Origin of the sequence: Brochothrix sp., from assembly GCF_017549435.1 — a bacterium.
GTDB classification, from domain to species: Bacteria; Bacillota; Bacilli; order Lactobacillales; family Listeriaceae; genus Brochothrix; species Brochothrix thermosphacta.
Window position 1 is genome coordinate 1 of the sequence record NZ_JAFYUW010000057.1, and the last position, 25,455, is coordinate 25,455.

General features: G+C 39.0%; 41 protein-coding genes and 1 pseudogene. All 42 read right to left on the bottom strand.

Annotation, left to right across the window (positions count from 1 at the left end):
• Window positions 1-86: 86 nt before the first annotated feature.
• Window positions 87-581, bottom strand: a complete 495-nt coding sequence (locus IKV95_RS03805) for an NUDIX hydrolase (RefSeq protein ID WP_069126485.1) — start codon at window positions 579-581, stop codon at window positions 87-89.
• A 37-nt stretch (window positions 582-618) separates the two neighbouring features.
• Window positions 619-942 (bottom strand): MazG nucleotide pyrophosphohydrolase domain-containing protein, encoded by a 324-nt coding sequence (locus IKV95_RS03810; protein WP_029091507.1) that lies wholly within the window; start codon window positions 940-942, stop codon window positions 619-621.
• A gap of 342 nt (window positions 943-1,284) precedes the next feature.
• Window positions 1,285-1,422 (bottom strand): hypothetical protein, encoded by a 138-nt coding sequence (locus IKV95_RS03815; protein ID WP_036027293.1) that lies wholly within the window; start codon window positions 1,420-1,422, stop codon window positions 1,285-1,287.
• 115 nt (window positions 1,423-1,537) lie between these two features.
• Entirely contained in the window at window positions 1,538-1,930 is a 393-nt protein-coding gene (rpsI, locus tag IKV95_RS03820; protein ID WP_029091508.1) for a 30S ribosomal protein S9, read from the bottom strand.
• 18 nt (window positions 1,931-1,948) lie between these two features.
• A complete protein-coding gene (gene rplM, locus IKV95_RS03825) occupies window positions 1,949-2,386 on the bottom strand; it encodes a 50S ribosomal protein L13 (RefSeq protein WP_029091509.1) in 438 nt (145 codons plus the stop codon).
• 157 nt (window positions 2,387-2,543) lie between these two features.
• Complete coding sequence (gene truA / locus IKV95_RS03830; protein ID WP_029091510.1) at window positions 2,544-3,302, bottom strand: tRNA pseudouridine(38-40) synthase TruA; 759 nt, start codon at window positions 3,300-3,302, stop codon at window positions 2,544-2,546.
• A gap of 3 nt (window positions 3,303-3,305) precedes the next feature.
• Window positions 3,306-4,103, bottom strand: coding sequence for an energy-coupling factor transporter transmembrane component T family protein (locus IKV95_RS03835; protein WP_029091511.1), 798 nt, complete (start codon window positions 4,101-4,103; stop codon window positions 3,306-3,308).
• Window positions 4,096-4,968, bottom strand: a complete 873-nt coding sequence (locus tag IKV95_RS03840; protein WP_069126483.1) for an energy-coupling factor ABC transporter ATP-binding protein — start codon at window positions 4,966-4,968, stop codon at window positions 4,096-4,098. The genes IKV95_RS03835 and IKV95_RS03840 overlap by 8 nt, the downstream gene beginning before the upstream one ends.
• On the bottom strand, window positions 4,944-5,789 hold the full coding sequence (locus IKV95_RS03845) for an energy-coupling factor ABC transporter ATP-binding protein (protein WP_036027296.1): 846 nt from the start codon (window positions 5,787-5,789) through the stop codon (window positions 4,944-4,946). Before IKV95_RS03845 ends, IKV95_RS03840 begins: the two co-directional genes overlap by 25 nt.
• A 342-nt stretch (window positions 5,790-6,131) precedes the next feature.
• Window positions 6,132-6,542 (bottom strand): 50S ribosomal protein L17, encoded by a 411-nt coding sequence (gene rplQ, locus IKV95_RS03850; RefSeq protein WP_036043511.1) that lies wholly within the window; start codon window positions 6,540-6,542, stop codon window positions 6,132-6,134.
• Between the two features lie 20 nt (window positions 6,543-6,562).
• Window positions 6,563-7,507, bottom strand: a complete 945-nt coding sequence (locus IKV95_RS03855; RefSeq protein WP_029091515.1) for a DNA-directed RNA polymerase subunit alpha — start codon at window positions 7,505-7,507, stop codon at window positions 6,563-6,565.
• 77 nt (window positions 7,508-7,584) lie between these two features.
• Entirely contained in the window at window positions 7,585-7,974 is a 390-nt protein-coding gene (rpsK, locus tag IKV95_RS03860) for a 30S ribosomal protein S11 (protein WP_029091516.1), read from the bottom strand.
• A gap of 26 nt (window positions 7,975-8,000) precedes the next feature.
• Window positions 8,001-8,366 carry a 30S ribosomal protein S13 gene (rpsM, locus tag IKV95_RS03865; RefSeq protein ID WP_029091517.1) on the bottom strand — a complete coding sequence of 122 codons (366 nt, stop codon included), beginning with the start codon at window positions 8,364-8,366 and terminating at the stop codon, window positions 8,001-8,003.
• A 21-nt stretch (window positions 8,367-8,387) separates the two neighbouring features.
• A complete protein-coding gene (gene rpmJ, locus IKV95_RS03870; protein ID WP_029091518.1) occupies window positions 8,388-8,501 on the bottom strand; it encodes a 50S ribosomal protein L36 in 114 nt (37 codons plus the stop codon).
• A gap of 35 nt (window positions 8,502-8,536) precedes the next feature.
• A complete protein-coding gene (gene infA / locus IKV95_RS03875) occupies window positions 8,537-8,755 on the bottom strand; it encodes a translation initiation factor IF-1 (RefSeq protein ID WP_029091519.1) in 219 nt (72 codons plus the stop codon).
• A 224-nt stretch (window positions 8,756-8,979) separates the two neighbouring features.
• Window positions 8,980-9,624, bottom strand: a complete 645-nt coding sequence (locus IKV95_RS03880; RefSeq protein ID WP_029091520.1) for an adenylate kinase — start codon at window positions 9,622-9,624, stop codon at window positions 8,980-8,982.
• 136 nt (window positions 9,625-9,760) lie between these two features.
• On the bottom strand, window positions 9,761-11,056 hold the full coding sequence (gene secY / locus IKV95_RS03885) for a preprotein translocase subunit SecY (RefSeq protein ID WP_029091521.1): 1,296 nt from the start codon (window positions 11,054-11,056) through the stop codon (window positions 9,761-9,763).
• Entirely contained in the window at window positions 11,056-11,496 is a 441-nt protein-coding gene (rplO, locus tag IKV95_RS03890; RefSeq protein WP_029091522.1) for a 50S ribosomal protein L15, read from the bottom strand. The genes secY and rplO overlap by 1 nt, the downstream gene beginning before the upstream one ends.
• A 66-nt stretch (window positions 11,497-11,562) precedes the next feature.
• Window positions 11,563-11,745 (bottom strand): 50S ribosomal protein L30, encoded by a 183-nt coding sequence (gene rpmD / locus IKV95_RS03895; protein ID WP_029091523.1) that lies wholly within the window; start codon window positions 11,743-11,745, stop codon window positions 11,563-11,565.
• Between the two features lie 14 nt (window positions 11,746-11,759).
• Window positions 11,760-12,263, bottom strand: a complete 504-nt coding sequence (rpsE, locus tag IKV95_RS03900; protein ID WP_029091524.1) for a 30S ribosomal protein S5 — start codon at window positions 12,261-12,263, stop codon at window positions 11,760-11,762.
• A 20-nt stretch (window positions 12,264-12,283) separates the two neighbouring features.
• Window positions 12,284-12,643 (bottom strand): 50S ribosomal protein L18, encoded by a 360-nt coding sequence (gene rplR, locus IKV95_RS03905; protein ID WP_029091525.1) that lies wholly within the window; start codon window positions 12,641-12,643, stop codon window positions 12,284-12,286.
• 49 nt (window positions 12,644-12,692) lie between these two features.
• The gene (gene rplF / locus IKV95_RS03910) at window positions 12,693-13,232 is read right to left on the bottom strand and encodes a 50S ribosomal protein L6 (RefSeq protein ID WP_029091526.1); all 540 of its coding nucleotides are present in this window, start codon (window positions 13,230-13,232) and stop codon (window positions 12,693-12,695) included.
• 27 nt (window positions 13,233-13,259) lie between these two features.
• Window positions 13,260-13,658, bottom strand: a complete 399-nt coding sequence (gene rpsH, locus IKV95_RS03915; protein WP_029091527.1) for a 30S ribosomal protein S8 — start codon at window positions 13,656-13,658, stop codon at window positions 13,260-13,262.
• Between the two features lie 31 nt (window positions 13,659-13,689).
• The gene (locus IKV95_RS03920; RefSeq protein WP_029091528.1) at window positions 13,690-13,875 is read right to left on the bottom strand and encodes a type Z 30S ribosomal protein S14; all 186 of its coding nucleotides are present in this window, start codon (window positions 13,873-13,875) and stop codon (window positions 13,690-13,692) included.
• 40 nt (window positions 13,876-13,915) lie between these two features.
• The gene (gene rplE, locus IKV95_RS03925; protein WP_029091529.1) at window positions 13,916-14,455 is read right to left on the bottom strand and encodes a 50S ribosomal protein L5; all 540 of its coding nucleotides are present in this window, start codon (window positions 14,453-14,455) and stop codon (window positions 13,916-13,918) included.
• A gap of 29 nt (window positions 14,456-14,484) precedes the next feature.
• A complete protein-coding gene (rplX, locus tag IKV95_RS03930; protein WP_029091530.1) occupies window positions 14,485-14,793 on the bottom strand; it encodes a 50S ribosomal protein L24 in 309 nt (102 codons plus the stop codon).
• 47 nt (window positions 14,794-14,840) lie between these two features.
• Window positions 14,841-15,209: a 50S ribosomal protein L14 gene (gene rplN / locus IKV95_RS03935; RefSeq protein ID WP_029091531.1), complete on the bottom strand. Its 369-nt coding sequence runs from the start codon at window positions 15,207-15,209 to the stop codon at window positions 14,841-14,843.
• A gap of 60 nt (window positions 15,210-15,269) precedes the next feature.
• Window positions 15,270-15,533, bottom strand: coding sequence for a 30S ribosomal protein S17 (gene rpsQ, locus IKV95_RS03940; protein WP_029091532.1), 264 nt, complete (start codon window positions 15,531-15,533; stop codon window positions 15,270-15,272).
• Window positions 15,534-15,585: 52 nt separating this feature from the next.
• The gene (gene rpmC / locus IKV95_RS03945; protein WP_029091533.1) at window positions 15,586-15,777 is read right to left on the bottom strand and encodes a 50S ribosomal protein L29; all 192 of its coding nucleotides are present in this window, start codon (window positions 15,775-15,777) and stop codon (window positions 15,586-15,588) included.
• Entirely contained in the window at window positions 15,767-16,201 is a 435-nt protein-coding gene (gene rplP / locus IKV95_RS03950; RefSeq protein WP_029091534.1) for a 50S ribosomal protein L16, read from the bottom strand. The genes rpmC and rplP overlap by 11 nt, the downstream gene beginning before the upstream one ends.
• A 2-nt stretch (window positions 16,202-16,203) precedes the next feature.
• On the bottom strand, window positions 16,204-16,866 hold the full coding sequence (rpsC, locus tag IKV95_RS03955) for a 30S ribosomal protein S3 (RefSeq protein ID WP_029091535.1): 663 nt from the start codon (window positions 16,864-16,866) through the stop codon (window positions 16,204-16,206).
• 2 nt (window positions 16,867-16,868) lie between these two features.
• Window positions 16,869-17,224, bottom strand: a pseudogene (gene rplV / locus IKV95_RS03960) (50S ribosomal protein L22).
• A gap of 21 nt (window positions 17,225-17,245) precedes the next feature.
• Complete coding sequence (rpsS, locus tag IKV95_RS03965) at window positions 17,246-17,521, bottom strand: 30S ribosomal protein S19 (protein WP_029091537.1); 276 nt, start codon at window positions 17,519-17,521, stop codon at window positions 17,246-17,248.
• A 55-nt stretch (window positions 17,522-17,576) separates the two neighbouring features.
• Window positions 17,577-18,410 (bottom strand): 50S ribosomal protein L2, encoded by an 834-nt coding sequence (rplB, locus tag IKV95_RS03970; protein ID WP_029091538.1) that lies wholly within the window; start codon window positions 18,408-18,410, stop codon window positions 17,577-17,579.
• Between the two features lie 23 nt (window positions 18,411-18,433).
• Entirely contained in the window at window positions 18,434-18,718 is a 285-nt protein-coding gene (gene rplW / locus IKV95_RS03975) for a 50S ribosomal protein L23 (protein WP_029091539.1), read from the bottom strand.
• Window positions 18,718-19,341 (bottom strand): 50S ribosomal protein L4, encoded by a 624-nt coding sequence (gene rplD, locus IKV95_RS03980; RefSeq protein ID WP_029091540.1) that lies wholly within the window; start codon window positions 19,339-19,341, stop codon window positions 18,718-18,720. Before rplD ends, rplW begins: the two co-directional genes overlap by 1 nt.
• A 28-nt stretch (window positions 19,342-19,369) precedes the next feature.
• Window positions 19,370-19,996: a 50S ribosomal protein L3 gene (gene rplC / locus IKV95_RS03985; protein WP_029091541.1), complete on the bottom strand. Its 627-nt coding sequence runs from the start codon at window positions 19,994-19,996 to the stop codon at window positions 19,370-19,372.
• A 29-nt stretch (window positions 19,997-20,025) separates the two neighbouring features.
• Window positions 20,026-20,334, bottom strand: a complete 309-nt coding sequence (gene rpsJ / locus IKV95_RS03990; protein ID WP_029091542.1) for a 30S ribosomal protein S10 — start codon at window positions 20,332-20,334, stop codon at window positions 20,026-20,028.
• A gap of 224 nt (window positions 20,335-20,558) precedes the next feature.
• The gene (locus IKV95_RS03995) at window positions 20,559-21,365 is read right to left on the bottom strand and encodes an alpha/beta hydrolase (RefSeq protein WP_069126482.1); all 807 of its coding nucleotides are present in this window, start codon (window positions 21,363-21,365) and stop codon (window positions 20,559-20,561) included.
• 149 nt (window positions 21,366-21,514) lie between these two features.
• Window positions 21,515-22,699, bottom strand: a complete 1,185-nt coding sequence (gene tuf / locus IKV95_RS04000) for an elongation factor Tu (protein WP_029091545.1) — start codon at window positions 22,697-22,699, stop codon at window positions 21,515-21,517.
• Between the two features lie 108 nt (window positions 22,700-22,807).
• Window positions 22,808-24,883 carry an elongation factor G gene (fusA, locus tag IKV95_RS04005; RefSeq protein WP_029091546.1) on the bottom strand — a complete coding sequence of 692 codons (2,076 nt, stop codon included), beginning with the start codon at window positions 24,881-24,883 and terminating at the stop codon, window positions 22,808-22,810.
• A 77-nt stretch (window positions 24,884-24,960) separates the two neighbouring features.
• A complete protein-coding gene (gene rpsG / locus IKV95_RS04010) occupies window positions 24,961-25,431 on the bottom strand; it encodes a 30S ribosomal protein S7 (protein WP_029091547.1) in 471 nt (156 codons plus the stop codon).
• Between the last annotated feature and the right edge of the window lie 24 nt (window positions 25,432-25,455).

Sequence of the window (25,455 nt, forward strand, 5' to 3'; positions counted from 1 at the left end):
AAAAGAGTTATCCACATGTGGATAACTCTTTCACAGAAAACTTATGCACTTCCACTGTATAAGTTGTGGACATCTATTTTATAACTTTAGCAATTATCAGCTTTAACTTCCCACGCTTCATAATGCACAGCTTCATTTATATTCGTTGTTTTATCATTTTTTTGTTCTTGTAGCACTTTAAGTACAAGTGGCGACGCATTGTTGCTATTTAACTTATTAAGTCCGACCCATTCAAAACCAGCAGAATCATTAATTTCACATTGTAATTGTGCAATTTTATCATGAATGGCTTCAGCTTTTATATCAAATAGTACAAACATGTGATGAACCGTTAGAGCCGTTCCTTCTTCTTTTACAAATACGTCATAACAACGATTGTTCTCATTCGTAATTACTTCATAACCTGTTTCTTCCAGAACTTCACGTGCTAATGTTTCAATTAAACTTTCACCACTTTTTTGACTGCCGCCAGGTAGATCATAACGATATCGATAAGGTCCAGTTGCTTTATTGATACATAACAATTTATCTTCTTGAAAAAAAACGGCGTAAACACCAAAATGTGTTTTTAATAATGACACGCTCTCACCTCCTACTCATTTAATAAACGCGAGCCCATTATTCTTCTTTGGCATAACGTTTAGCCAATTTTTCTTTATGAGAGCTAAATACCTCTTCTAATGAAATATTATATTTATTTGCAATGACGATTACATTACCCAAAACATCGCCCAATTCCTCAACTAAGTTAGCTTTATTTTGCTCCACAGATGTAACAATCTCGTCCGGCCGGTCACGACCAATTTCTAATGCTCGAATCGCACGCGCAACTTCACCTGTTTCTTCTGCTAAAAAACCAATGCGAACAAAGATATCTAGCTCCGACCAACCACGTTTTTCGTAATAATCACTCACCCATTGTTGAAATTCTTTTACATCCATTTTTATGCCCCCTTAAAAATTAACTGCTCTTAGTTTAACAAAGTTATCATTTTCGGGCTAGTTTACATTTTTCCACATAAACAAGGCCTCTATCATTTACGGTGTTGGTTAAATTTTACTGATGGTTATTTTCCGCAAAAAATAGCGACATTTTTAAAATCACTGAAAAATTAAGTCACCGCAGCAACTTCCCTCACGTAAAAAACGACTAAAAATAAACAGCTACCAAAAAAGGCAGCTGCAAAAATGACTTATTTTACTTTTTTTGGAAAACAACGTTATTTAACACTGACTCCAATTAAAAAAAAGCACCCGCCAATAGCCGATGCTTCAAAACTTCTCCTACTTATTAAAAATATGTGGACCACTACGCATATTCTTCACATCATTCTTTGGTGCAGCCATCTTTTTCGATCTACCGCCACCGGTTTTTTTCTTTTTAATCAACTCTAATAATTTCTCTTTTGCCTGTTTATCCATCTTCCATACCACCTTTATTTCGAATGTTTTTTACAATAAATAAAATTCATTTCTACTTATCTAAATAAAAAAGATGCTTCGCAACAAAATTGTGCGAAACATCCAAAAGTTGTTATTAACGTTTTGAGAATTGAGGAGCACGACGTGCACCTTTAAGACCTGGTTTTTTACGTTCTTTCATACGAGGGTCACGAGTTAAGAGACCAGCTTGTTTAAGAGTTGAACGGTATTCAGGATCTACTTGTAATAACGCACGAGCAACACCGTGACGGATAGCTCCTGCTTGACCAGTGTATCCACCACCATCAACGTTTACGAAAACATTGTAGTTACCTACAGTTTCAGTAAGAGTTAAAGGTTGTTTGATAACTGAACGTAAAACTTCGAATGGGATGTAGTTTTCTACATCGCGGCCATTGATTGTAATTGTACCATCGCCAGGAACTAAACGAACACGGGCAACAGAGCTTTTACGACGACCAGTTCCATAATATTGTACTTGTGTCATATTATTTTTCTCCTCCTATTATCCGCGTACTTTGTATTCAACTGGTGATTGAGCAGCATGTGGATGTTCAGTACCAGCGTACACGTTCAATTTTGTAAATTGTTTACGGCCTAAAGTTGTTTTTGGTAACATACCTTTGATTGATAATTCTAACAAACGGTCAGGACGGTTTGTACGAAGTTCACCAGCAGTAATTGATTTTAAACCACCTGCGTAACCAGAGTGACGGTAGTAAATTTTCCCATCAGCTTTGTTACCTGTTAAAGCGATTTTTTCAGCGTTGATAATGATAACGAAGTCACCAGTATCGATGTGTGGTGTGAAAGTTGGTTTGTTTTTACCGCGTAAGATTGCAGCGACTTCACTTGATAAACGACCAAGTGGAACGTCAGTTGCATCTACGACATACCAGTCACGTTGTACTTCGCCTGATTTTGCCATATATGTTGTGCGCATTTGTTTTGCCTCCTAAATGATAAATTCATTCTTTTTTTTTATTTAAAAACTCTGTCATTGTTATATAAGCATAATAAGTTTCCGGGGCTTATCATGGGGTAAACAATACCATATTCAATACTACAATGTTTCACCTCTTAAGTCAAGCATCACATTATTATTTTTTATTATCCTTCTCATAAAAAACTTCCCATAAATATAACGCCTGTGGTGGTGCAGTCCTACTCACTAAAGCAGTTCGATCTTTTTTATCGAGCGCAACTTTAATTTCCGCAGGTGTTAATTTTTTTTGCCCAACGTACAGTAACGCACCGACTAAAATACGCACCATATTATATAAAAAACCACTGCCTGAGAAAGAGAAAATCCAACCATCTTCTGTGGGCATTATTTTAATTGCGTAGAGATTACGGACCTTACTTTCACGATCTGTTCGAGCAGAACAAAAACTTGTAAAGTCATGTTCCCCTTCCAAAATACGTGCAGCTTGATTCATTAATGACTCATCCAAATCAAATGGATAGCGCAATGCATAATGACGGGAAAAAGGATCATGTTGTGGTGAACGTTTCACAAAATAACGGTATTCCTTACCACTAACATCGTAACGCGCATGAAAATCAGCCGCGACTTCTTCAACTGACACAATTGCAATATCATCTGGTGTCAACGTCTCCAATCCACGATAATACCCTTCAACAGGAATACTGAAGGGTGAATCCCAATGGATCACTTGGCCTTTTGCATGAACACCTGTATCGGTGCGGCCTGATGCATTGACCACCGTCTTTTGCCCTTTATGCATTTTTGTTAATGCCTTTTGAATTTCTTCTTGAACTGTCCGACCTGTTGCTTGAATTTGATAGCCTAAAAAGCCTGAACCATCATACTGAATCACTGCTTTATAACGTGTCATATACTAACCTCCTCGCAACATAAAGAGTGCTATTGTGTAACACACCATAATTAGTATCAGTAGTGTATCACGTGCTTCCCATTTTAAAATGCGGTACTTTGTGCGCCCTTCTCCGCCATGGTAACCACGAGCTTCCATCGCAATTGCTAAATCTTCCGCGCGTTTAAAAGCGCTGATAAAGAGCGGTATCAATAACGGAATAATTGCTTTTACACGTGCCAGAAGAGAGCCACTGTTAAATTCAACACCACGAGATTTTTGAGCCATCATTATTTTTTCAGCTTCATCCATCAACGTGGGGATAAAACGTAATGCGATACTCAGCATTAATGCCATCTCGTGCACAGGGAATTTGATTTTTCGTAAAGGATTTAATAACGCTTCAATCGCATCTGTTAATTCGATTGGGCTTGTTGTTAAGGATAAGAGTGTTGTCATAAAGATAATGAGCACAAAACGCAGCGCAATAAATATCGCGTTACGAATACCAAAATCAGTGATATACAACGGCCCAATATGCCACAGCACATTCCCATCTTTTGTGAAAAATAGTTGTAAAATAACGGTAAGCAAAATAAGAAACAATATCGGGCGTAATCCTTTGATAAAGAACAAAAACGGTACTTTCGAAATGTATAAGAGCGCTAATACCAAAACGAAGGATAAAGCATACGTCCAGATGTTATTCGCAAAAAAGACCATGATAATAAAATACATAACCGCCATTAATTTTGCACGCGCATCAATGCGGTGTAGCCACGAGTTCCCCGGAATAAAACGACCCAAAATCATATTATTCATCGTTTTGTCCCCCTCGCCAATCAGTCGTTAAATACGCCACTAATTCTGCCCGTGTTAAACAGGTCACCGGCCATTTTTCAGCTGTTTGTGCTTCAATTTGACGTTGTACAACGAGTGCACTCGGTTGTCCAATTGCCAAACCATGCATGCGCTCATCTTCTGCAAACAATGCACGCGGTTCGCCAACAGCACTCACTTTACCAGCTTGTAACACAATCATCTTATCGGCAAATTCTGCCACATCATCCATATTATGTGTGACCAAAATAATCGTAATGTTCTGTTCCTTGTGTAAACGATTAAAAAGATCCATCATTTCACGACGTCCACGCGGGTCTAAGCCAGCAGTTGGCTCATCTAGGACTAAGATGTCAGGTTCCATCGCCAACACTCCTGCAATCGCAACACGACGCATTTGTCCGCCTGATAATTCAAACGGCGAACTTTCTTTAATACTTTCTGGCAAGCCAACGATTGGCAATAAGCTTTCTGCACGTTTTTTCGCATCTTCTTTTGATACACCAAAGTTCATTGGTCCAAACATGATATCTTTCACAACTGTTTCTTCAAATAATTGTGCTTCTGGAAACTGAAAAACAACACCAATTTTTTGACGAATTTCTTTTAAGTTTTTATATTTTTGACCCGCAATAATTTCACGTGAATCAAAAATAACTTTCCCCGCAGTTGGTTGCAATATCACATTTAGATGTTGTAACAGAGTTGATTTACCAGAACCAGTATGACCGACAATCGCCGTATAAGTCCCGTCTTCCACAGAAAAAGAAATGTCTGTCAATGCTGTTTTCTCAAACGGACCACCGACTTGGTACGTGTATCCTACTTTTTCAAACGTAATTGGCATAAGGCGTTCACTAATTCTCCTTCCGAAAAATAAACATCTTCGAAAACGAAGCCTTGTCTACTTAGATCGTTTTGCAATTGATTAACAAATGGGACATCTAATCCAATTGCTTGTAATTTTTCTGTTTCTTTAAAAATAGCTGAGGGATGACCTTCCATCATATACTCGCCTTTATTCATCACAATCATACGGTCCGCTAAACTCGCTTCTTCCAAATCATGTGTGATTGAGATAACTGTTAAATCATGTTGCTCTTTTAGACGCTTAATCGTTGCTAATACACTTTCTCGACCTTCAGGGTCAAGCATAGATGTCGCTTCATCTAAGATAATGAGCTGAGGGCGCAATGCAACCACTCCAGCTATCGCTACACGCTGTTTTTGACCCCCAGACAGGCGAATAGGTTCATATGTTTCAAAACCTGTCATACCGACGTCAGCGAGCGCTTGAGCAACCCGTTCCACCATCTCGACTTGAGCGATACCATTATTCTCTAATCCGAAAGCAACATCATCCTGAACAGTAGCTCCGACAAATTGATTATCAGGGTTTTGAAAAACCATTCCCACTTGACGGCGAATGTCCCAAATGTTTTCTTCGGTCATATCATAGCCAGCAATCGTCACATTACCTGACTGCGCAAACAAAAGTCCATTGATAATTTTTGCCATTGTCGATTTACCAGATCCATTATGCCCCACAATCGCTAACCACTCACCATGTTTAACTTGAAGTGAAACATCATGTAACACTTGTTTCTCTGGTTCTGTATCATAATAAAACGAAATGTTCTCCAAAGTTACTATATCTTTTGTGTTCATTGAGTTCTCCTCTATCAAAAAATGTCATTATTAACTGTTATTCTAACACGTTCATCAAAAAAAACAACGCAAAAAAGACTGATTTGTTAACTTTATAAAAAAAAAGATAACAAATCACTCTTTTTTTCTGGAAATATAAAAAGGACCTTTGTCCATCGAATAGATCGATTTTCAAAAGCCAAATTATATTCTCACATTTTAAAAACAAAAAAAGCCGTGCTCCTTAGTCTCCGCAAAGAATTAAGAAGCACAACAGCGCTAGACAAGATGATGAATAAATCAATCACCTTATCATAACACGCCAATGCTTTAGACGTTTTCATATAAATGATCGAATTTGTATTATTTTACCAATTCAATAATGACAACTGGTGCGCCATCGCCACGACGTTGACCTTTTTTATAGATACGAGTGTAACCACCTTGACGTTCTGTGTAACGACCTGCTACATCATCAAATAATTTTTGCAATGCATATACTGGACGTTCCTTAGTCACTGTGTTTCCTTCTTTATCTGTAACTTCTTTTTCTACATAACCTACGATTTCATGGCGTACGATTGCAGCTGCACGACGACGAGCGCTTAAATCTCCACGTTTACCAGCAGTGATTAATTTTTCAACAAGTTTACGAAGTTCTTTAGCGCGAGCTTCAGTAGTTTCGATGCGTTCGTTGATAATTAAGTCTGTTGCTAAATCACGTAACATAGCTTTACGTTGCGAGCTTGTACGGCCTAATTTACGGTAACCCATTAGTGTTTTGCCTCCTTTAATTAATCTTCGTTACGAAGACCTAATCCTAAATCAGTTAATTTAACCTTAACTTCTTCAAGTGATTTACGTCCAAGGTTACGTACTTTCATCATATCCTCTTCCGATTTATCTGCTAATTCTTGCACAGTATTAATACCAGCACGTTTTAGACAGTTGTATGAACGAACTGATAAATCGAGTTCTTCGATTGTCATTTCGAGCACTTTTTCTTTTTTACTCTCTTCTTTTTCAATCATAATTTCTGCATTTTGAGCTTCATCTGTTAAGTTAACAAAGATGTTCAAATGCTCCGTTAAGATTTTAGCAGCTAAACTAATCGCTTCTTTAACGCCGATGCTTCCATCAGTAGTTAAGTCAAACGTTAATTTGTCAAAATCAGGATTTTGACCTACACGAGTATTTTCAACTTGGTAGTTAGCTTTAAGAATTGGCGTAAAGATAGAATCGATTGGTAAAACACCAATTGGCATATCTTCGCGTTTGTTTTGATCAGCTGGACGGTATCCACGACCGCGACTTGCATGCAAGCGCATATGGAAATGTGCATTTTCACTAAGAGTTGCAATATGTAAATCTGGATTTAAGATTTCAACATCACTATCAAAGTTAATATCAGCTGCCGTAACCACACCTGGTCCTTGAACATCGATTTCTAATGTTTTTTCATCATCAGAATAGATTTTCAAAGCAAGTTTCTTCAAGTTCAAGATAATACGTGTTACATCTTCAACGACACCATCAATTGCTGAGAATTCATGTAAAACTGTGTCTGCTTGGATAGAAGTAACCGCTGCACCTGGTAATGAAGATAAAAGGATACGACGCAAGGAGTTGCCTAAAGTGATACCATAACCGCGTTCTAGTGGTTCAATGACGAACTTCCCATAACGGCTATCTTCACTGATCTCAATCGTTTCAATTTTCGGCTTTTCAATTTCGATCATTTATTATACCTCCCATGATAAACGTCTTGTTACAATTTGAATATAATTTAGTAATTAAAGCAATGTTCAATTGTTAATTATACACGACGACGTTTTGGTGGTCGACAACCATTGTGAGGAATTGGAGTAACATCTTTAATAGCAGTTACTTCAAGACCAACAGCTTGTAAAGCACGGATAGCAGCTTCACGACCTGAACCAGGACCTTTAACTGTTACTTCCAATGTTTTCAAACCATGTTCCATACCTACTTTAGCAGCAGTTTCTGCAGCCATTTGAGCAGCAAACGGTGTTGATTTTTTAGAACCACGGAAACCTAATGAACCTGAACTTGACCAAGCTAAAGCGTTTCCTTGCATATCTGTTAATGTAACGATAGTGTTATTGAAAGTAGAACGGATATGTGCAATACCAGATTCAACATTCTTTTTCACACGACGTTTACGAGTGTTTGTTTTACGTGCCATTTGTTAGTTGACCTCCTTGCTTATTATTATTTTTTCTTACCAGCGATAGATTTCGATGGACCTTTACGAGTACGAGCGTTGTTTTTCGTGTTTTGACCACGAACAGGTAAACCACGACGGTGACGAATTCCTCGGAAAGAACCGATTTCTTGTAAACGTTTGATGTCTAATGCGACCTCACGACGTAAGTCACCTTCTGTTTTAACTGTATCAACAACTTCACGAATTTTAGTTAATTCGTCTTCTGTTAAATCACGAGTACGAGTATTTGGGTTAACGCCTGCTTCTTCTAAAACTTTTTGAGCAGTAGTCGTACCAATACCGAATACGTATGTCAATGAAATAACGATGCGTTTTTCACGTGGAACATCCACTCCAGCAATACGTGCCATTTATGTGCACCTCCCTAATTATTAACCTTGTCTTTGTTTATGTTTCGGATTTTCACAAATTACCATGACTTTACCCTTACGGCGAATAACTTTACATTTTTCGCAGATCGGTTTCACGGATGGTCTTACTTTCATCGTAGAATACCTCCTTCAATATGCCGGAGTTCAGATTATTTGAAACGGTATGTTATTCTTCCGCGCGTTAAATCGTACGGAGAAAGTTCAACAGTTACTTTGTCCCCCGGTAAAATACGAATATAGTGCATACGAATCTTACCTGAAATAGTAGCAAGTACCGCATGACCGTTTTCTAACTCAACCTTAAACATAGCGTTCGGTAAAGTTTCTTTAATTACACCTTCAACCTCAATTACATCTTCTTTCGCCATTACCTCGTTACCTCCTTTTTGTCTTGAACTTTGGAATCGTCTTTATCCGCCGTTCGGAAGTTTAGTTATTACTTAACCAACTTGACACTTCTAAAAATAACGGGATCTTACGAAAAAGACGCATTATTTCTACGTATAATTGAACACATTACAACATAAAAGTAATAAAATTCAACAATTCGTTGCCAGTTATCCATTATACTAGACTTCGGGCGTTTTAACAACTATTTCGATAATAGTTTATTAATATCCTTAAAGACTTCATCTATCGCTCGTCCACCATCAATCTCTTTTAAATAACCTAATTGGTTATAAAAATCAAGCAATGGTTGGGTTTGTTTCGTATTAACAGCCAAACGATTTTCAACTGTTTCAGGTTTATCATCTTCTCGTTGATACAATGTTGCGTTATCATCATCACAAACACCAGCAGTTTTCGGCGGGTTGTAAGTCGCGTGATACGTACGTCCACACGTCGGGCAAATCCATCGACCTGTTAAGCGTTCCATTAATAATGATTGATCAACTTGAATATTGATGACAGCGTCTAAGCTACGATTCAAATCTTTTAAGATTTTTTCTAATTCATCAGCTTGAGCGACAGTTCTTGGGAAACCATCAAGCAAAAAGCCTTCTTTAGCATCATCTTGTGCAAGACGTTCACGAACAATACCGTTCGTTACTTCATCAGGTACTAGATTTCCTTCATCCATAAACGCTTTAGCTTTCAAACCAAGCTCTGTTCCGTTCTTAATTGCAGCGCGGAACATATCTCCAGTTGAAATATGCGGTATATGGTACTGAGCAACAATGCGCTCAGCTTGCGTGCCTTTTCCTGCACCCGGAAGCCCCATTAAAACTAAGTTCATATTGGTTTTTCTCCCATTCTTCAAAGCCAAAGCATGCTTTGTTTTTCGAATATTGTTGCTACCTTGCAAAGGTCTATAAATCTTTCTGAGGGTAAGGCAGATGGAAGCGAAGAATAATCTTGCTCCCATTTAACACTTACTTAAGAAATCCTCTATAGTTACGTTTCACAAGTTGTCCTTCTAATTGTTTCATAGTGTCTAGCGCAACCCCTACCATGATAAGTAGTGATGTTCCACCAATGCCTAAGCCTTGAGGTAAGCCAAACAGCTGTGTTCCAATTGTTGGTAAGATTGCAATTGCTGCTAAGAAAATTGAACCTACGAATGTCAAACGCATAAGCACTGACGATAGATATTTTTCTGTATCTTTACCAGGACGAATTGTTGGCACATAGCCACCTTGTTTTTGTAAGTTTTCAGCAACTTTTTCTGGATTCACTTGAATGAATGCATAGAAGTATGTGAAAGCAAGAATCAAGATAACATATAATACCATTCCTGCTGGTTGTTGAAGGTTAAATACTTTACCTAATGTTTGTACCCATCCTTTATCTTGATCCGCAAAGGTCAAGAGTGTTTGAGGAGTAATGATAAACGCTGAAGCAAAGATAACCGGAATAACACCTGCTGAGTTCACTTTCAAAGGTAAATGCGATACTTGAGCACCACGAGGGGCAGTCGGAGTAGACGCACGTTTTGAATAATGAACAGGAATTTTACGTGACGCTTGTTGCACGAATACAACTAACGCAACGATAACAATTACAGCTACAACAAGTAATAGCATTTCAATCACAGTGATGAAAAGCGGTGTGCCTGTTTTAGCAAGTTGTGTCGTAAGCAATTGACCAACTGATGAAGGAACGTTTGCGATAATACCAGCCATAATAATGATTGATACACCGTTTCCGATACCTTTTTCAGTAATTTGTTCACCCATCCACATCAAGAACATAGTTCCTGTTGTTAGGATGATAGCCATTAATGCGAATTGACCGACAGAAGCGTTAGGAACAAGTGTAGCGCCTGTCATATTGTTGAAACCATATGAAACACCGAAAGATTGTACTAAGCCTAGTGCAATCGTTAAATAGCGTTTAAATTGATTCAACTTACGACGGCCCATTTCACCTTGTTTAGCCCATTCAGCAAACTTTGGAACGACATCCATTTCCAACAGTTGCACAATGATAGACGCCGTAATATACGGCATAATACCAACAGCAAAAATTGAGAAGTTGGATAGCGAGCCACCACCAAATAAGTCCAAGAAACCTACTAGCGATGTATTCAACGCTTTTAATTGTGACGCATCAACACCAGGAATTGGTATGTGCGCCCCAATACGAAAGACGATCAATAATGCCAAAGTAAAAAGAATTTTACGTCTAATGTCTTTTACTTTGAAGAAGTTCATAAATGTCTGAAACATTAAATCACCTCTACACTACCACCAGCTGCTTCGATAGCTTCTTTTGCAGCTTGTGAAAATTTATGTGCTTGAACAGTAAGTTTAGTAGATAAAGTACCGTTCGACAACACTTTAATTCCGTTTAATTGTTTACTGATTACGCCTGTTTCAATTAATAAAGCAGGAGTTACTACAGTTCCATCTTCAAAACGGTTTAATGTTTCAACGTTAACAACTGCGTAATCTTTACGGTTGATATTGTTAAAACCACGTTTTGGTAAACGACGGAATAAAGGAGTTTGACCACCTTCAAAACCTAAACGAACACCACCACCTGAACGAGAGTTTTGACCTTTTTGTCCACGTCCAGAAGTTTTACCCATACCTGATGAAGATCCACGTCCAACACGGTGACGTACTTTACGAGATCCCTCAGAAGGTTTTAATTCATGAAGTTTCATTATATATTGCACCTCCTTATATATTTTAACAAAAAATTTACAACACTCCCCTAAAGGAGTACTGTATTATTTTTCAGTGACCTCAATTAAATGAGACACTTTGTTGATCATGCCGCGAATCGCAGGAGTATCGTTTTTCTCAACAGTACTGTTAGTTTTACCTAAGCCTAAAGCTTTTACAGTATCACGTTGATCTTGAGGACGTCCGATTAAGCTGCGTTTCAATGTTACTACTAATTTTTCAGCCATAATGTAGTACCTCCTTATCCTAATAATTCTTCAACAGAGATGTTACGTAAACGAGCTACGTCTTCTGCTGTTTTAAGTTCTTTAATTCCTTCGATTGTCGCACGTACCATGTTAATTGGAGTGCTTGAACCTAAAGATTTAGAAGATACATCAGCAACGCCACCTAATTCAAGGATAGCACGTACAGGTCCACCAGCTGTTACACCAGAACCTTCTGCTGCAGGTTTCATAAGAACAGAACCGCCGCCAAAGTTACCGAGTACACGGTGTGGAATAGTACTTCCAACAATTGGAAGAACAACTAAGTTTTTCTTAGCATCTTCAACTGCTTTACGAATTGCATCTGGAACTTCTTGAGCTTTACCAGTACCGAAACCAACGTGTCCATTACGGTCACCGACAACTACTAAAGCAGTAAAACGGAAACGACGTCCACCTTTTACAACTTTTGCAACACGGTTGATAGTAACAACGCGTTCTTCCAATTCTCCTAATGTGTTTGGATCAATATAAGCCATGAATGTATTTACCTCCTTTTTTAGAATTTCAAACCGTTTTCACGAGCTGCGTCAGCTAATGCTGCAACACGTCCGTGATATAAGTAACCTCCACGGTCAAAGACAACTTTTTCGATGTTTTTAGCAACACCACGTTCAGCTACTAATTTACCAACAGCTTGAGCAAGTTCAGTTTTAGAGCCTTTAACGTCGAAATCTTTTTCGATGTTAGATGCGCTAGCTAAAGTTACACCATTAACGTCGTCGATCAATTGAGCATAAATGTTAGTGTTTGAACGGAATACGTTTAAACGTGGACATGCAGCAGTTCCGCTAATTTTAGAACGGACGCGGCCATGACGTTTTTTACGAGTTTTGTTTTTATCCAATTTCGTAATCACAATGAGTCACCTCTTTTTCTCATAGACTTAGTAAAAATGCTAGGCAGCATTATTTACCAGTTTTACCTTCTTTACGACGAACATACTCGCCTACGTAACGAATACCTTTACCTTTGTAAGGCTCTGGTGGACGTACCGCACGAATGTTAGCAGCTAATGCGCCAACTTTTTCTTTATCAGAACCTTTGATGATTACTGATGTTGCGGCAGGAACTTCAACTTCAATACCTGCTTCTGGTTCAAACTCAACTGGGTGAGAGTATCCAACGTTAAGAACTAGTTTAGTACCTTGCTTTTGAGCACGGTAACCAACACCAATAAGTTCTAAGCCTTTTGTAAAGCCTGTAGATACACCCTCTACCATGTTCGCGATTAACGCACGAGTTGTACCATGAAGAGCACGTACTTTTTTATCTTCAGAAGAACGAGCGATCGTAATCTCTTCGCCTTCTTGTTTGATAGTAAGATTTGAGTCAAATTGATTTGTTAATTCTGCTAATGCACCTTTTACAGTTACGTGATTGTTATCAGTGATAGTAACGGTTACGCCAGCTGGAATAACGACTGGTTTTTTACCAATACGTGACATGTTTGCACCTCCTTATGTTCTAAATTATTACCACACGTAAGCGAGTACTTCGCCGCCAACTTGTTTGGCACGTGCTTCTTTATCTGTTAATAAACCGTTTGATGTTGATACGATAGCGATACCTAAACCGTTTAATACTTTAGGAACTTCATCAGCTTTCGCATATACACGCAAACCTGGTTTAGAAATACGTTTTAAACCTGTAATAACGCGTTCGTCGTTAGCACCATATTTTAAGAATACGCGGATAACATTTTGCTTGTCATCTTCGATATACTCAACTTCACGGATAAAACCTTCGCGTTTAAGAATGTCAGCGATTTCTTTTTTGACGTTAGAAGCCGGAACCTCTAAGCTCTCGTGGCGAACCATGTTAGCGTTACGAACACGAGTTAAGAAATCTGCAATTGGATCTGTCATGACCATTTTTAATTAACCTCCTTCCAATACTGAATACTTACCAGCTTGCTTTTTTAACACCAGGAATTTGACCTTTGTAAGCCAATTCACGGAAACAAATACGGCAAAGTTTAAATTTGCGGATAACTGAGTGCGGACGACCACAACGTTCACAGCGAGTGTACGCTTGAACCGCATGTTTAGGTGTGCGTTGTTGTTTAGCTACCATTGATTTTTTAGCCACAATGTTGCCTCCTTATTTTACATCGCCTACGCAATGTTTATTATTTTTGGAATGGGAATCCAAATCCAGTTAATAATTCACGAGCTTCTTCGTCAGTGTTAGCAGTTGTAACAATAACGATATCCATTCCGCGAGTTTTATCAACTAAGTCAAAACTAATTTCCGGGAAAATTAATTGTTCTTTAACACCTAAAGTGTAGTTACCGCGACCGTCAAATGCTTTTTTAGAAACACCACGGAAATCACGTACACGAGGAAGTGATACAGATACTAATTTATCAAGGAATTCGTACATTTTTTCGCCACGTAAAGTAACTTTAGTTCCGATTGGAACACCTTCACGTAAACGGAAACCAGCGATAGATTTCTTAGCTTTAGTAATAACAGGTTTTTGACCTGCGATTAATGTTAATTCTTCAACAGCTTTGTCTAATAACTTAGCGTTTGAAGTTGCATCACCAACACCCATGTTGATAACGATTTTATCTACTTGAGGCACTTGCATAACTGATTCGTATCCGAATTTAGTTACTAACGCAGGTGCAATGTCTTTTTTATAAATGTCTTTGAAGCGACTCATTATAATGTAGTCCTCCTTTCTTAAAGAGATTATTTAATTACTTCACCTGATTTTTTAGCTACACGTACTTTTTCGTCTCCAACAATCTTGTATCCAACGCGAGTTGGTTTACCAGATTTAGGGTCAAGAAGAGCAACGTTTGACATATGAATCGGTGCTTCGATATTTAAAATACCACCTTGAGGGTTATCATTCGATGGTTTAGCATGTTTTTTAATCATGTTGATACCTTCTACAATGACGCGATCTTTTTTAGCGATGATTGATAAGATAACGCCTTGTTTACCTTTATCTTTTCCTGCTAATACTTGAACTTTATCACCTTTTTTTAGATGCATATCTATAGGCACCTCCTTTTTCACTCGGAATGGGTTGCATGTATTTCTTAAAGTACTTCTGGAGCAAGAGAAACGATTTTCATGAAGTTGCTTTCACGTAATTCACGTGCAACAGGTCCGAAAATACGAGTTCCTTTAGGACTCTTGTCATCTTTGATGATAACGCATGCGTTTTCGTCAAATTTGATGTAAGAACCGTCAGGACGACGAGCGCCAGACTTAGTACGAACGATGACAGCTTTAACAACTTCACCTTTTTTGACAACGCCACCTGGTGTTGCATTTTTAACAGTAGCTACAACGATATCACCGATGCCAGCAGTTTTGCGGCCAGATCCACCAAGTACCTTAATTGTTAAAACTTCGCGAGCACCAGAGTTGTCAGCGACTTTCATTCTACTTTCTTGTTGAATCACTGATATTCCTCCTTCTATGCAACATCGACTTGCGATATATGCACGATTGATTTAACGCGATTAGATAACAACAGCAGTTTCCACGATTTCAACGATGCGGAAGCGTTTAGTAGCTGATAACGGACGAGTTTCTTCAATACGAACGATATCGTTAACTTTAGCTGTATTATTTTCATCATGTGCTTTGAATTTTTTCGAGTATTTCACACGTTTGCCGTATAACTTATGTTTTTTGACACCTTCAACTACTACAGTAATTGTTTTGTCCATCTTATCTGAAACAACACGGCCAGTGTATACTTTACGTTGATTACTTTCTGACATATGAGTGTAATCCTCCTTCTCAAAAGATTTTATTATAACTTAAAAAGTTAATTTACGCTAATTCACGTTCGCGAACGATAGTTTTAACACGAGCAATTGCTTTACGTACTTGACGAATGCGAGCAGTGTTTTCTAATTGACCCGTTGCAAGTTGGAAACGTAAGTTGAATAACTCTTCTTTTAACTCTTTTTCTTTTGATTGAATTTCAGTAGTGGACAAGTCACGAATTTCTTTAGTTTTCATTTGAGTCACCACCAATTTCTTCACGTTTTACGAATTTTGTTTTGATTGGCAATTTATGTGATGCCAATCGAAGAGCTTCGCGAGCTACATCTTCAGGAACGCCGGCAACTTCAAAAAGAATCTTGCCACGTTTAACTGGACTTACCCAACCTTCAGGAGCACCTTTACCAGAACCCATACGAACACCGATTGCTTTAGCAGTGTATGATTTATGAGGGAAGATTTTAATCCAAACCTTACCGCCACGTTTCATAAAACGAGTCATAGCAATACGAGATGCTTCGATTTGACGGTTAGTGATCCATGATGATTCAACAGCTTGTAAGCCGTATTCACCGAATGCTACTTCTGCGCCGCCTTTAGTAAAACCACGCATTTTCCCACGGTGTTCTCTACGATATTTAACACGTTTAGGTACTAACATCTTTATTTGCCTCCTTCCGATTTTTCAATATTTTTCTTCGTTGGAAGGACTTCACCGCGGTAAATCCAAACTTTAACGCCTAGTTTACCAAAAGTAGTATCTGCTTCTTCCCATGCGTAGTCAATGTCTGCGCGTAATGTATGAAGAGGAACAGTTCCTTCACTATAATGTTCTGTACGAGCCATGTCAGCTCCGCCTAAACGACCAGAAACTTGCGTTTTGATCCCTTTAGCGCCTGCACGCATAGTACGTTGCATAGCTTGTTTAAGTGCACGACGGAATGATACACGGTTTTCTAATTGTTGAGCAATGTTCTCCCCAACTAATTTAGCATCAAGATCAGCACGTTTGATTTCAACGATGTTGATATGAACACGTTTACCTGTTAAGTCGTTTAATGCTTTACGTAAAGTTTCAACTTCAGCTCCGCCTTTACCAATAACCATACCTGGTTTAGCAGTATGAATCGAAACGTTAACGCGTTTTGCAGCACGTTCAATTTCAACACGTGAAACTGAAGCATCTTTTAAGCGTTTAGCGATATATTCACGAATGTGTAAATCTTCGTGTAATAAGTCTGCGTAATCTTTACCAGCATACCATTTGGCATCCCAGTCACGGATAATACCAACACGCATACCTATTGGATTAATTTTTTGACCCACGACTATCCCTCCTTTATTTTTCTGTCACTACTACAGAGATGTGACTTGTACGTTTGTTAATTTGACTTGCACGACCCATCGCACGTGGACGGAAACGTTTCAACGTTGGTCCTTCATTCACTTGAATGTCAGATACAACTAATTTGTTGATGTCTAAATCATAGTTATGCTCCGCGTTAGCGATAGCAGAGTTTAATACTTTAGTGATAATTGGTGAAGCACCACGTGGCGTTAATGCCAAGATAGCGATAGCTTCTCCAACTTGCTTGCCTCGAATTAAATCAGCAACTAGACGTGCTTTACGAGGAGCAATGCGCACTGTTTTTACAATTGCTTTTGCAGATGTGATTTCTGCCATTGGAAAACCCTCCTCTCAAATTTAACGAGTTCTTTTATCGTCACTACCGTGACCACGGTAAGTACGTGTAGGTGCAAATTCACCTAGTTTATGACCAACCATATCTTCTTGAATGAAAACTGGAACGTGTTTACGTCCATCATAGACAGCAATTGTAGTGCCGACAAATGATGGGAAGATTGTAGAACGGCGTGACCAAGTTTTAATTACAACTTTTTTCTCAGACGTTTTTGCAGCTTCCACTTTTTTAACTAAGTGATCATCAGCAAAAGGTCCTTTTTTAAGACTACGACCCATTAGATTGCCTCCCTTCGGATAATGGCCGCGTAGCAAAAGCTACGCTGCGTAACGATTATTTTTTACGTCCACGAACGATAAATTTATCGGACTTGTTCGTTTTCTTACGTGTTTTCTTACCAAGAGTTGGTTTACCCCATGGAGACATTGGTGATTTACGACCAATCGGAGCTTTACCTTCACCACCACCGTGTGGGTGATCGTTAGGGTTCATTACAGAACCACGAACTGTTGGACGTTTACCTAACCAACGCGAACGACCAGCTTTACCGATGTTCACTAATTCGTGTTGTTCGTTACCAACTTGTCCGATTGTCGCGCGACATTCAGCCAAGATCATACGAACTTCTCCAGAGTTTAAACGTACAAGTACGTATTTAGTGCCTTCTTTACCAAGAACTTGAGCAGAAGTACCGGCAGAACGAACAAGTTGTCCACCTTTTTCTGGTTTAAGTTCAATGTTATGAACGACAGTACCTACTGGAATGTTTTTCAAAGCTAAAGCGTTACCGATTTTAATATCAGCGCCTTCGCCTGAATAGATTACCATGTCAACAACAAGACCTTTAGGAGCGATGATGTAACGTTTCTCTCCATCAGCGTAATGAATTAAAGCGATATTAGCAGTACGGTTTGGATCGTATTCGATCGTTGCAACGCGTCCTGGAATGCCATCTTTATTACGTTTAAAGTCGATGATACGGTATTGTTTCTTATGTCCCCCACCATGGTGACGAACAGTAATTTTACCTTGGTTGTTACGGCCAGCTTGACGGAACTTAGATTGTAGCAACGATTTCTCTGGTTTATTAGTAGTAATCTCTGCAAAATCAAGTGAAGTCATGTTACGACGACCGTTTGTGGTTGGTTTATATTTTCTGATTCCCATTATTGGTTATCCTCCTTACTGTATTAGTTTTCGAATAATGTAATTTCTTTACTACCTTCAGCTAATGTAATAACCGCTTTACGGCGTTTATTAGTATAACCAGCGTATTTACCCATACGTTTAAATTTCGCTTTGTAGTTTAAAACGTTAACTTTAGCAACTTTAACATCGAAAATTTCTTCGATAGCTTTTTTGACAGCTACTTTGTTAGCTTTAACGTCTACTTCGAAAACATATTTGTTTTCTTCAACGAAAGTCATTGATTGTTCAGTGATGACTGGGCGCTTAATGATGTCACGTGCATCCATTATGCAAGCACCTCCTCTATTTTTTCAACAGCAGATTTAGTAATGATTAGGTTATCGTGTGCAACGATATCTAATACGTTAATTCCGTCTGCTTTGACAACTGTAACTCCTTGAAGGTTACGTGCAGAGATTTCTGCATTTACACTAGCGTCATCAATGACTACTAATGTTTTACCTTCGATTTTAAGACCAGCTAATGCTGCGATAAAATCTTTAGTTTTTGGTGCATCGAAAGCTAAGCCTTCTAAAGCTACCAATTTTTCGTTTGCAACTTTGTCAGATAAAACTGATTTAAGAGCTAAACGACGAACTTTTTTAGGTAATTTGTAAGAGTAACTACGTGGAGTAGGACCGAATACAACACCACCACCAACCCATTGAGGTGAGCGGATAGAACCTTGACGCGCACGTCCAGTTCCTTTTTGACGCCATGGCTTACGACCACCACCACGTACTTCAGAGCGATTTTTAACCTTATGGTTACCTTGACGTAATGAAGCACGTTGCATAATAATTGCATCGAATACGACATTTTCGTTAGGCTCGATTCCAAAAATAGAATCATTTAGTGTTAACTCACCAGCGTTTGTACCATCTTGTTTTAAAAGTGCTACTTTAGGCATTTCTAGTTCCTCCTTTCTGAATCATTAATTAAGCTTTTAAAGCTTTTTTAATTTGGATTAAAGATTTTTTAGGACCAGGTACGTTTCCTTTGATCAAGATCAAGTTACGTTCTGAGTCGATTTGTACAACTTCAAGGTTTTGGATTGTAATTTGAGTACCACCCATTTGTCCTGGAAGTTTTTTATTTTTGAATACGCGGTTAGGTGCAACGGGACCCATTGAACCAGGACGACGATGATAACGGCTACCGTGAGACATAGGTCCACGTGATTGACCATGGCGTTTAATTGAGCCTTGGAAACCTTTACCTTTCGAAGTACCTGTAACATCAACGACGTCACCTGCTGCGAATATATCAACCTTGATTTCTGAACCAACTTCATACTCGTCTAAGCTAACGCCGTCAAATTCTTTAACGAAGCGCTTAGGAGCAGTATTAGCTTTACTTGCATGACCTTGCTCTGGTTTGTTCGACAATTTTTCACGCTTAGTGTCAAATCCAAGTTGAATAGCTTCATAGCCATCAGTTTCAACTGTTTTCTTTTGTAAAACAACGTTTGGAGTTGCTTCGATTACAGTTACTGGAATTAATTCACCGTTAGCAGTAAAAATTTGTGTCATACCTACTTTTTTACCTAAGATTCCTTTAGTCATGGGTTACACCTCCTGTTTTTTTGTTTGAATTATAATTTGATTTCGATGTCCACACCACTTGGTAAGTCAAGACGCATTAACGAGTCAACTGTTTTTGGTGTTGGGTTTACGATATCGATTAAACGTTTGTGAGTACGCATTTCGAACTGCTCACGAGAATCTTTATACTTGTGAGTCGCACGGATAACAGTATATACAGAACGTTCTGTTGGCAACGGAATCGGGCCAGATACCTCTGCACCTGCACGTTTCGCTGTTTCAACGATTTTTTCTGCTGACTGATCTAAAATACGGTGGTCATAAGCTTTTAAACGAATACGAATTTGTTGTTTTGCCATTATTTTCCCTCCTTTTTGCTTGTTGTCCAAGCATATTCCATGGAAATTTCCAATACAAGCGCCATGACAAAGCGGCCGGGTGTATCGCAACCTCCCACTTCAACATTTTTGTGGGCACTGCTAGATTTCGTTCGCCCGTAATAGGCATACGAACCCCTTTGGTTTCACACTTTTACAATTATACATTATTTCGGACTAACTTTCAAGTGCTTCTTAATTCTTTTTTAGTTCGTCAAAAATCGCAGAATAATTTCATCCACTTTATCATTGTTGCGTAACTTACTATGCGCTGCTTTATCACCTGTTATAATCGCCTCTTGATAATTAGCAAACAAACGTTTAGCGAAATGCGCATCAGCATATGGTACTGTACCATCTGATTCATCACCAACATTCCCTATAATACCATAAACTGACAGATTAGTCGGCAAATCCACTTTATTTTGTTCCAATACATTGTTTTCAGACGCTGCAGCTGTTCCTGCCCAAGCAAACGGCGTTCCAATTGCAACAAACTTTTCCACTTTCGGCACTTTTGTTTCATCTGGTTGAGATTCAAGATAATACGTGATTGTTGTCCCTCCCATAGAATGAGCAACAAAATCAACAGTCTTTATCCCCGCCTCACGCAAAGCACTCATCACTGTTGCGAGTTGTTCACCTTCGGTAGCTGCCTCTGTTTGGCTATCAGCATACACTACATTAACGAGATTCTTTTTATGAGCAACAAACTCACCTTTTTTCTCGTAACTACCATTTGGTTCAATTGTAAACGTTACACCACTAGCAAAGGACTTTTCTTTTTTAGCAAGGCGCTTGATCATCGGTGCCATACTATTCTCAGATCCGTTGTACCCATGAATAAATACAACAGCACTCATCGGCTCGTCAGTGCTTGGTTGTTTTGCGGATGCCTTTTCCCCTGCAGTTGATTGATCACTGCTCCTAGGTCCGCATGCGCTTAGGATAACGACAACAACAAGCAACAGTGTTACAAAAACCCCGTTTCTTCTATTATATATTTTCTTCATTTTCAGTTGGCACACCCTTCCAATGCTCTTTATTGGAACATCATGATTTTGCTACATCAATAGATTAACACAACTCCGTTCATTCCTGCTTAATTTAACACATAAAAAAACCGATACAGGAAAACCTGTATCGGTAAAATAATTAATTATTATTTGTTGATTGATGCTACAACACCAGCACCAACAGTACGTCCACCCTCACGGATAGAGAATTTAGTACCATCTTCGATAGCGATTGGAGCGTGTAATTCTACAGTGATAGAAACGTTATCACCAGGCATAACCATTTCAGTACCTTCTGGTAACGTGATTGAACCAGTTACGTCAGAAGTACGGAAGTAGAATTGCGGACGGTAGTTGTTGAAGAATGGAGTATGACGTCCACCCTCTTCTTTAGATAATACGTATACTTCTGCAGTGAAAGAAGTATGAGGAGTGATAGTACCTGGTTTAGCAAGTACTTGTCCACGCTCGATATCTTCACGAGAAACACCACGTAATAATGCACCAATGTTATCGCCAGCTTCAGCGTAATCTAACAATTTACGGAACATTTCAACACCAGTAACAACTGATTTTTTAGTATCGTGGATACCAACGATTTCGATCTCGTCAGCAACTTTGATAACACCACGTTCAACACGGCCTGTAGCAACAGTTCCACGTCCAGTGATTGAGAATACATCCTCAACTGGCATCATGAATGGTTTGTCAGTGTCACGTTCTGGAGTTGGGATATAAGAATCTACAGCTGCCATCAATTCGTCGATTTTAGCTTCGTATTCTGGTTCTCCTTGTAATGCTTTAAGAGCTGAACCTTGGATGATTGGAATATCATCACCAGGGAAGTCATATTCGCTTAATAAGTCACGAACTTCCATTTCAACTAATTCTAATAATTCTTCATCATCAACCATGTCGCATTTGTTTAAGAATACAACGATGTAAGGAACACCAACTTGACGAGAAAGTAAAATGTGTTCACGTGTTTGAGGCATTGGACCATCAGCAGCAGATACTACTAAGATACCACCATCCATTTGAGCAGCACCAGTGATCATGTTTTTAACATAATCCGCGTGTCCAGGACAGTCAACGTGAGCGTAGTGACGAGTTTCAGTTTCGTATTCAACGTGTGCAGTTGAGATAGTAATCCCACGTTCACGTTCTTCAGGAGCGCCATCGATAGCGTCGTATGCTGAAGCTTCTGCGAAACCTTTCTTAGATAATACAGTTGTAATAGCTGCAGTTAAAGTAGTTTTACCATGGTCAACGTGTCCGATAGTACCAACGTTTACATGGGCTTTTGAGCGATCGAATTTTTCTTTTGCCATTTTGATATTTCCTCCTTGGATATATAAGTTATTTTTAGTTTAAGTAACATCATAGGCAGTAATAATGCCACCTATGATATTTATACTTCAAAATCAGTAAAAAATCAATTATTCACCTTTATTGGCTTTAATAATTTCTTCAGCTACAGATTTAGGAACTTCTTCATAATGATCAAACTGCATAGAATAAACACCACGACCTTGAGTCTTAGAACGTAAGTCAGTAGCATATCCAAACATGTTAGATAATGGTACGAATGCGCGGACAACTTGAGCGTTTCCACGAGCTTCCATACCGTCTACACGACCACGACGACTTGTGATGTCACCCATGATATCACCAAGATACTCTTCAGGCATTACTACCTCAACAAGTTCAATTGGTTCTAACAATGCAGGGTTACATTTTTTGTAAGCTTCACGCAATGCGTAAGATGCAGCGACACGGAAAGCTGTCTCATTTGAATCGACATCATGGTAAGAACCATCATAAAGCTTAGCTTTAACATCGATTAATGGGTAACCAGCTAATTGACCATTGGCCATTGAGTCTGCTAAACCTTTTTCAACTGCTGGGATGTACTCACGAGGAACAACACCACCAACGATTGCGTTTTCAAATTCAAAGCCTTTTCCTTCTTCATTAGGAGAGAACTCAACCCATACGTCACCGTATTGACCTTTACCACCTGATTGACGAACGAATTTACCTTGAACTGATGCTGAAGTTTTGAATGACTCACGGTAAGAAACTTGTGGATCACCAACGTTAGCTTCAACGTTAAATTCACGACGCATACGATCAACAATGATATCTAAGTGAAGTTCACCCATACCAGAGATGATTGTTTGACCAGTTTCTTGGTCAGTTTCAGCGCGGAAAGTTGGATCTTCTTCAGCTAATTTAACTAAAGCTTGACCCATTTTATCTTGATCTGCTTTTGATTTAGGCTCAATAGCAACCGAGATTACTGGTTCTGGGAATTCCATTGATTCTAAGATAACGGGATGTTTCTCGTCACATAGAGTATCACCAGTAGTTGTGTTTTTAAGTCCTACAGCAGCAGCGATATCACCAGCGTGGATTTCAGGAATCTCTTCACGGTGATTTGCATGCATTTGAAGAATACGACCAACACGTTCACGTTTATCTTTAGATGAGTTCAATACGTAAGAACCGGATTGTAAAACACCAGAGTATACACGGAAGAATGTTAAACGACCAACATAAGGGTCTGTCATAACTTTAAATGCTAAAGCAGAAAATTCTGCTTCATCTGATGAAGGACGAGAAGTTGGCTCGCCATCCATTGTTGTACCTTCGATTGCAGGTACATCAGTTGGAGCTGGTAAGTAAGCAAGTACAGCATCTAACATTGGTTGAACACCTTTGTTTTTGAATGCAGTACCACAAACTACAGGGTAGAATTCTACCGCAAGTGTTGCGCGACGGATCGCAGCTTTAAGCTCAGGAGTAGAAACTTCTTCGCCTTCTAAGTATTTTTCCATGATAGCTTCATCAACGTCTGCAATAGACTCAACTAATTTATCACGGTACTCTTCAGCTAACTCTTGCATATCTTCTGGGATAGCAACAGTATGAGGATCGTCACCTAACTCATTTTCATAAAGATAAGCTTGCATCTCAACTAAATCGACAACACCTTTGAACGTATCTTCTGCACCGATAGGTAATTGAATTGCGCCTGCATTTGCATCCAAACGGTCATGTAATGTACCTAAAGAGTATAAGAAGTCTGCTCCGATTTTATCCATTTTGTTGATGAATACAATACGAGGAACACCGTAAGTAGTAGCTTGACGCCATACTGTTTCAGTTTGTGGTTCAACACCTGATTGAGCATCAAGTACTGCCACAGCACCATCAAGTACACGTAAAGAACGTTCAACTTCAACAGTGAAGTCTACGTGTCCTGGTGTATCGATAATGTTGATACGGTGATTTTTCCATGCAGCTGTTGTTGCAGCAGAAGTGATAGTGATACCACGTTCTTGCTCTTGTTCCATCCAGTCCATTTGAGCGCCACCATCGTGTGTTTCGCCAATTTTGTGGATTTTACCTGTATAAAAGAGAATACGTTCTGTAACAGTAGTTTTACCAGCATCGATATGAGCCATAATACCAATGTTACGCGTATTTTCTAAGGAGAACTCTCTTTTCATTATGGTATTTCTCCTTCCATATTGTAATTTAAATTAAACAGCAGTTCCTAAACGTACTAAAAACTGCTTGTTTAATCCTACCAGCGGTAGTGAGCGAAAGCTTTGTTGGCTTCAGCCATTTTGTGTGTATCTTCACGTTTCTTAACAGCTGCTCCAGTGTTGTTAGCAGCATCCATGATTTCGTTAGCTAAACGTTCTTCCATTGTTTTCTCTCCACGAAGACGTGAATAGTTTACTAACCAACGCAACCCTAGAGTTGAACGACGATCTGGACGAACTTCGATTGGCACTTGGTAGTTAGCTCCACCGACACGGCGTGCTTTAACTTCAAGTACTGGCATAATGTTGTTGATTGCTTGGTCAAATACTTCCATTGCTGGAGTTCCAGTAGTTGATTCAATCTTAGCAAATGCTGAGTATAAAATTGCTTGTGATTTTCCGCGCTTACCATCAACCATCATTTTGTTGATTAAACGAGTTACCAATTTCGAGTTGTACATTGGATCTGGTAAAACGTCACGCTTTTGAACAGGACCTTTACGAGGCATTGAGATGTCCTCCCTTCTTAGTTA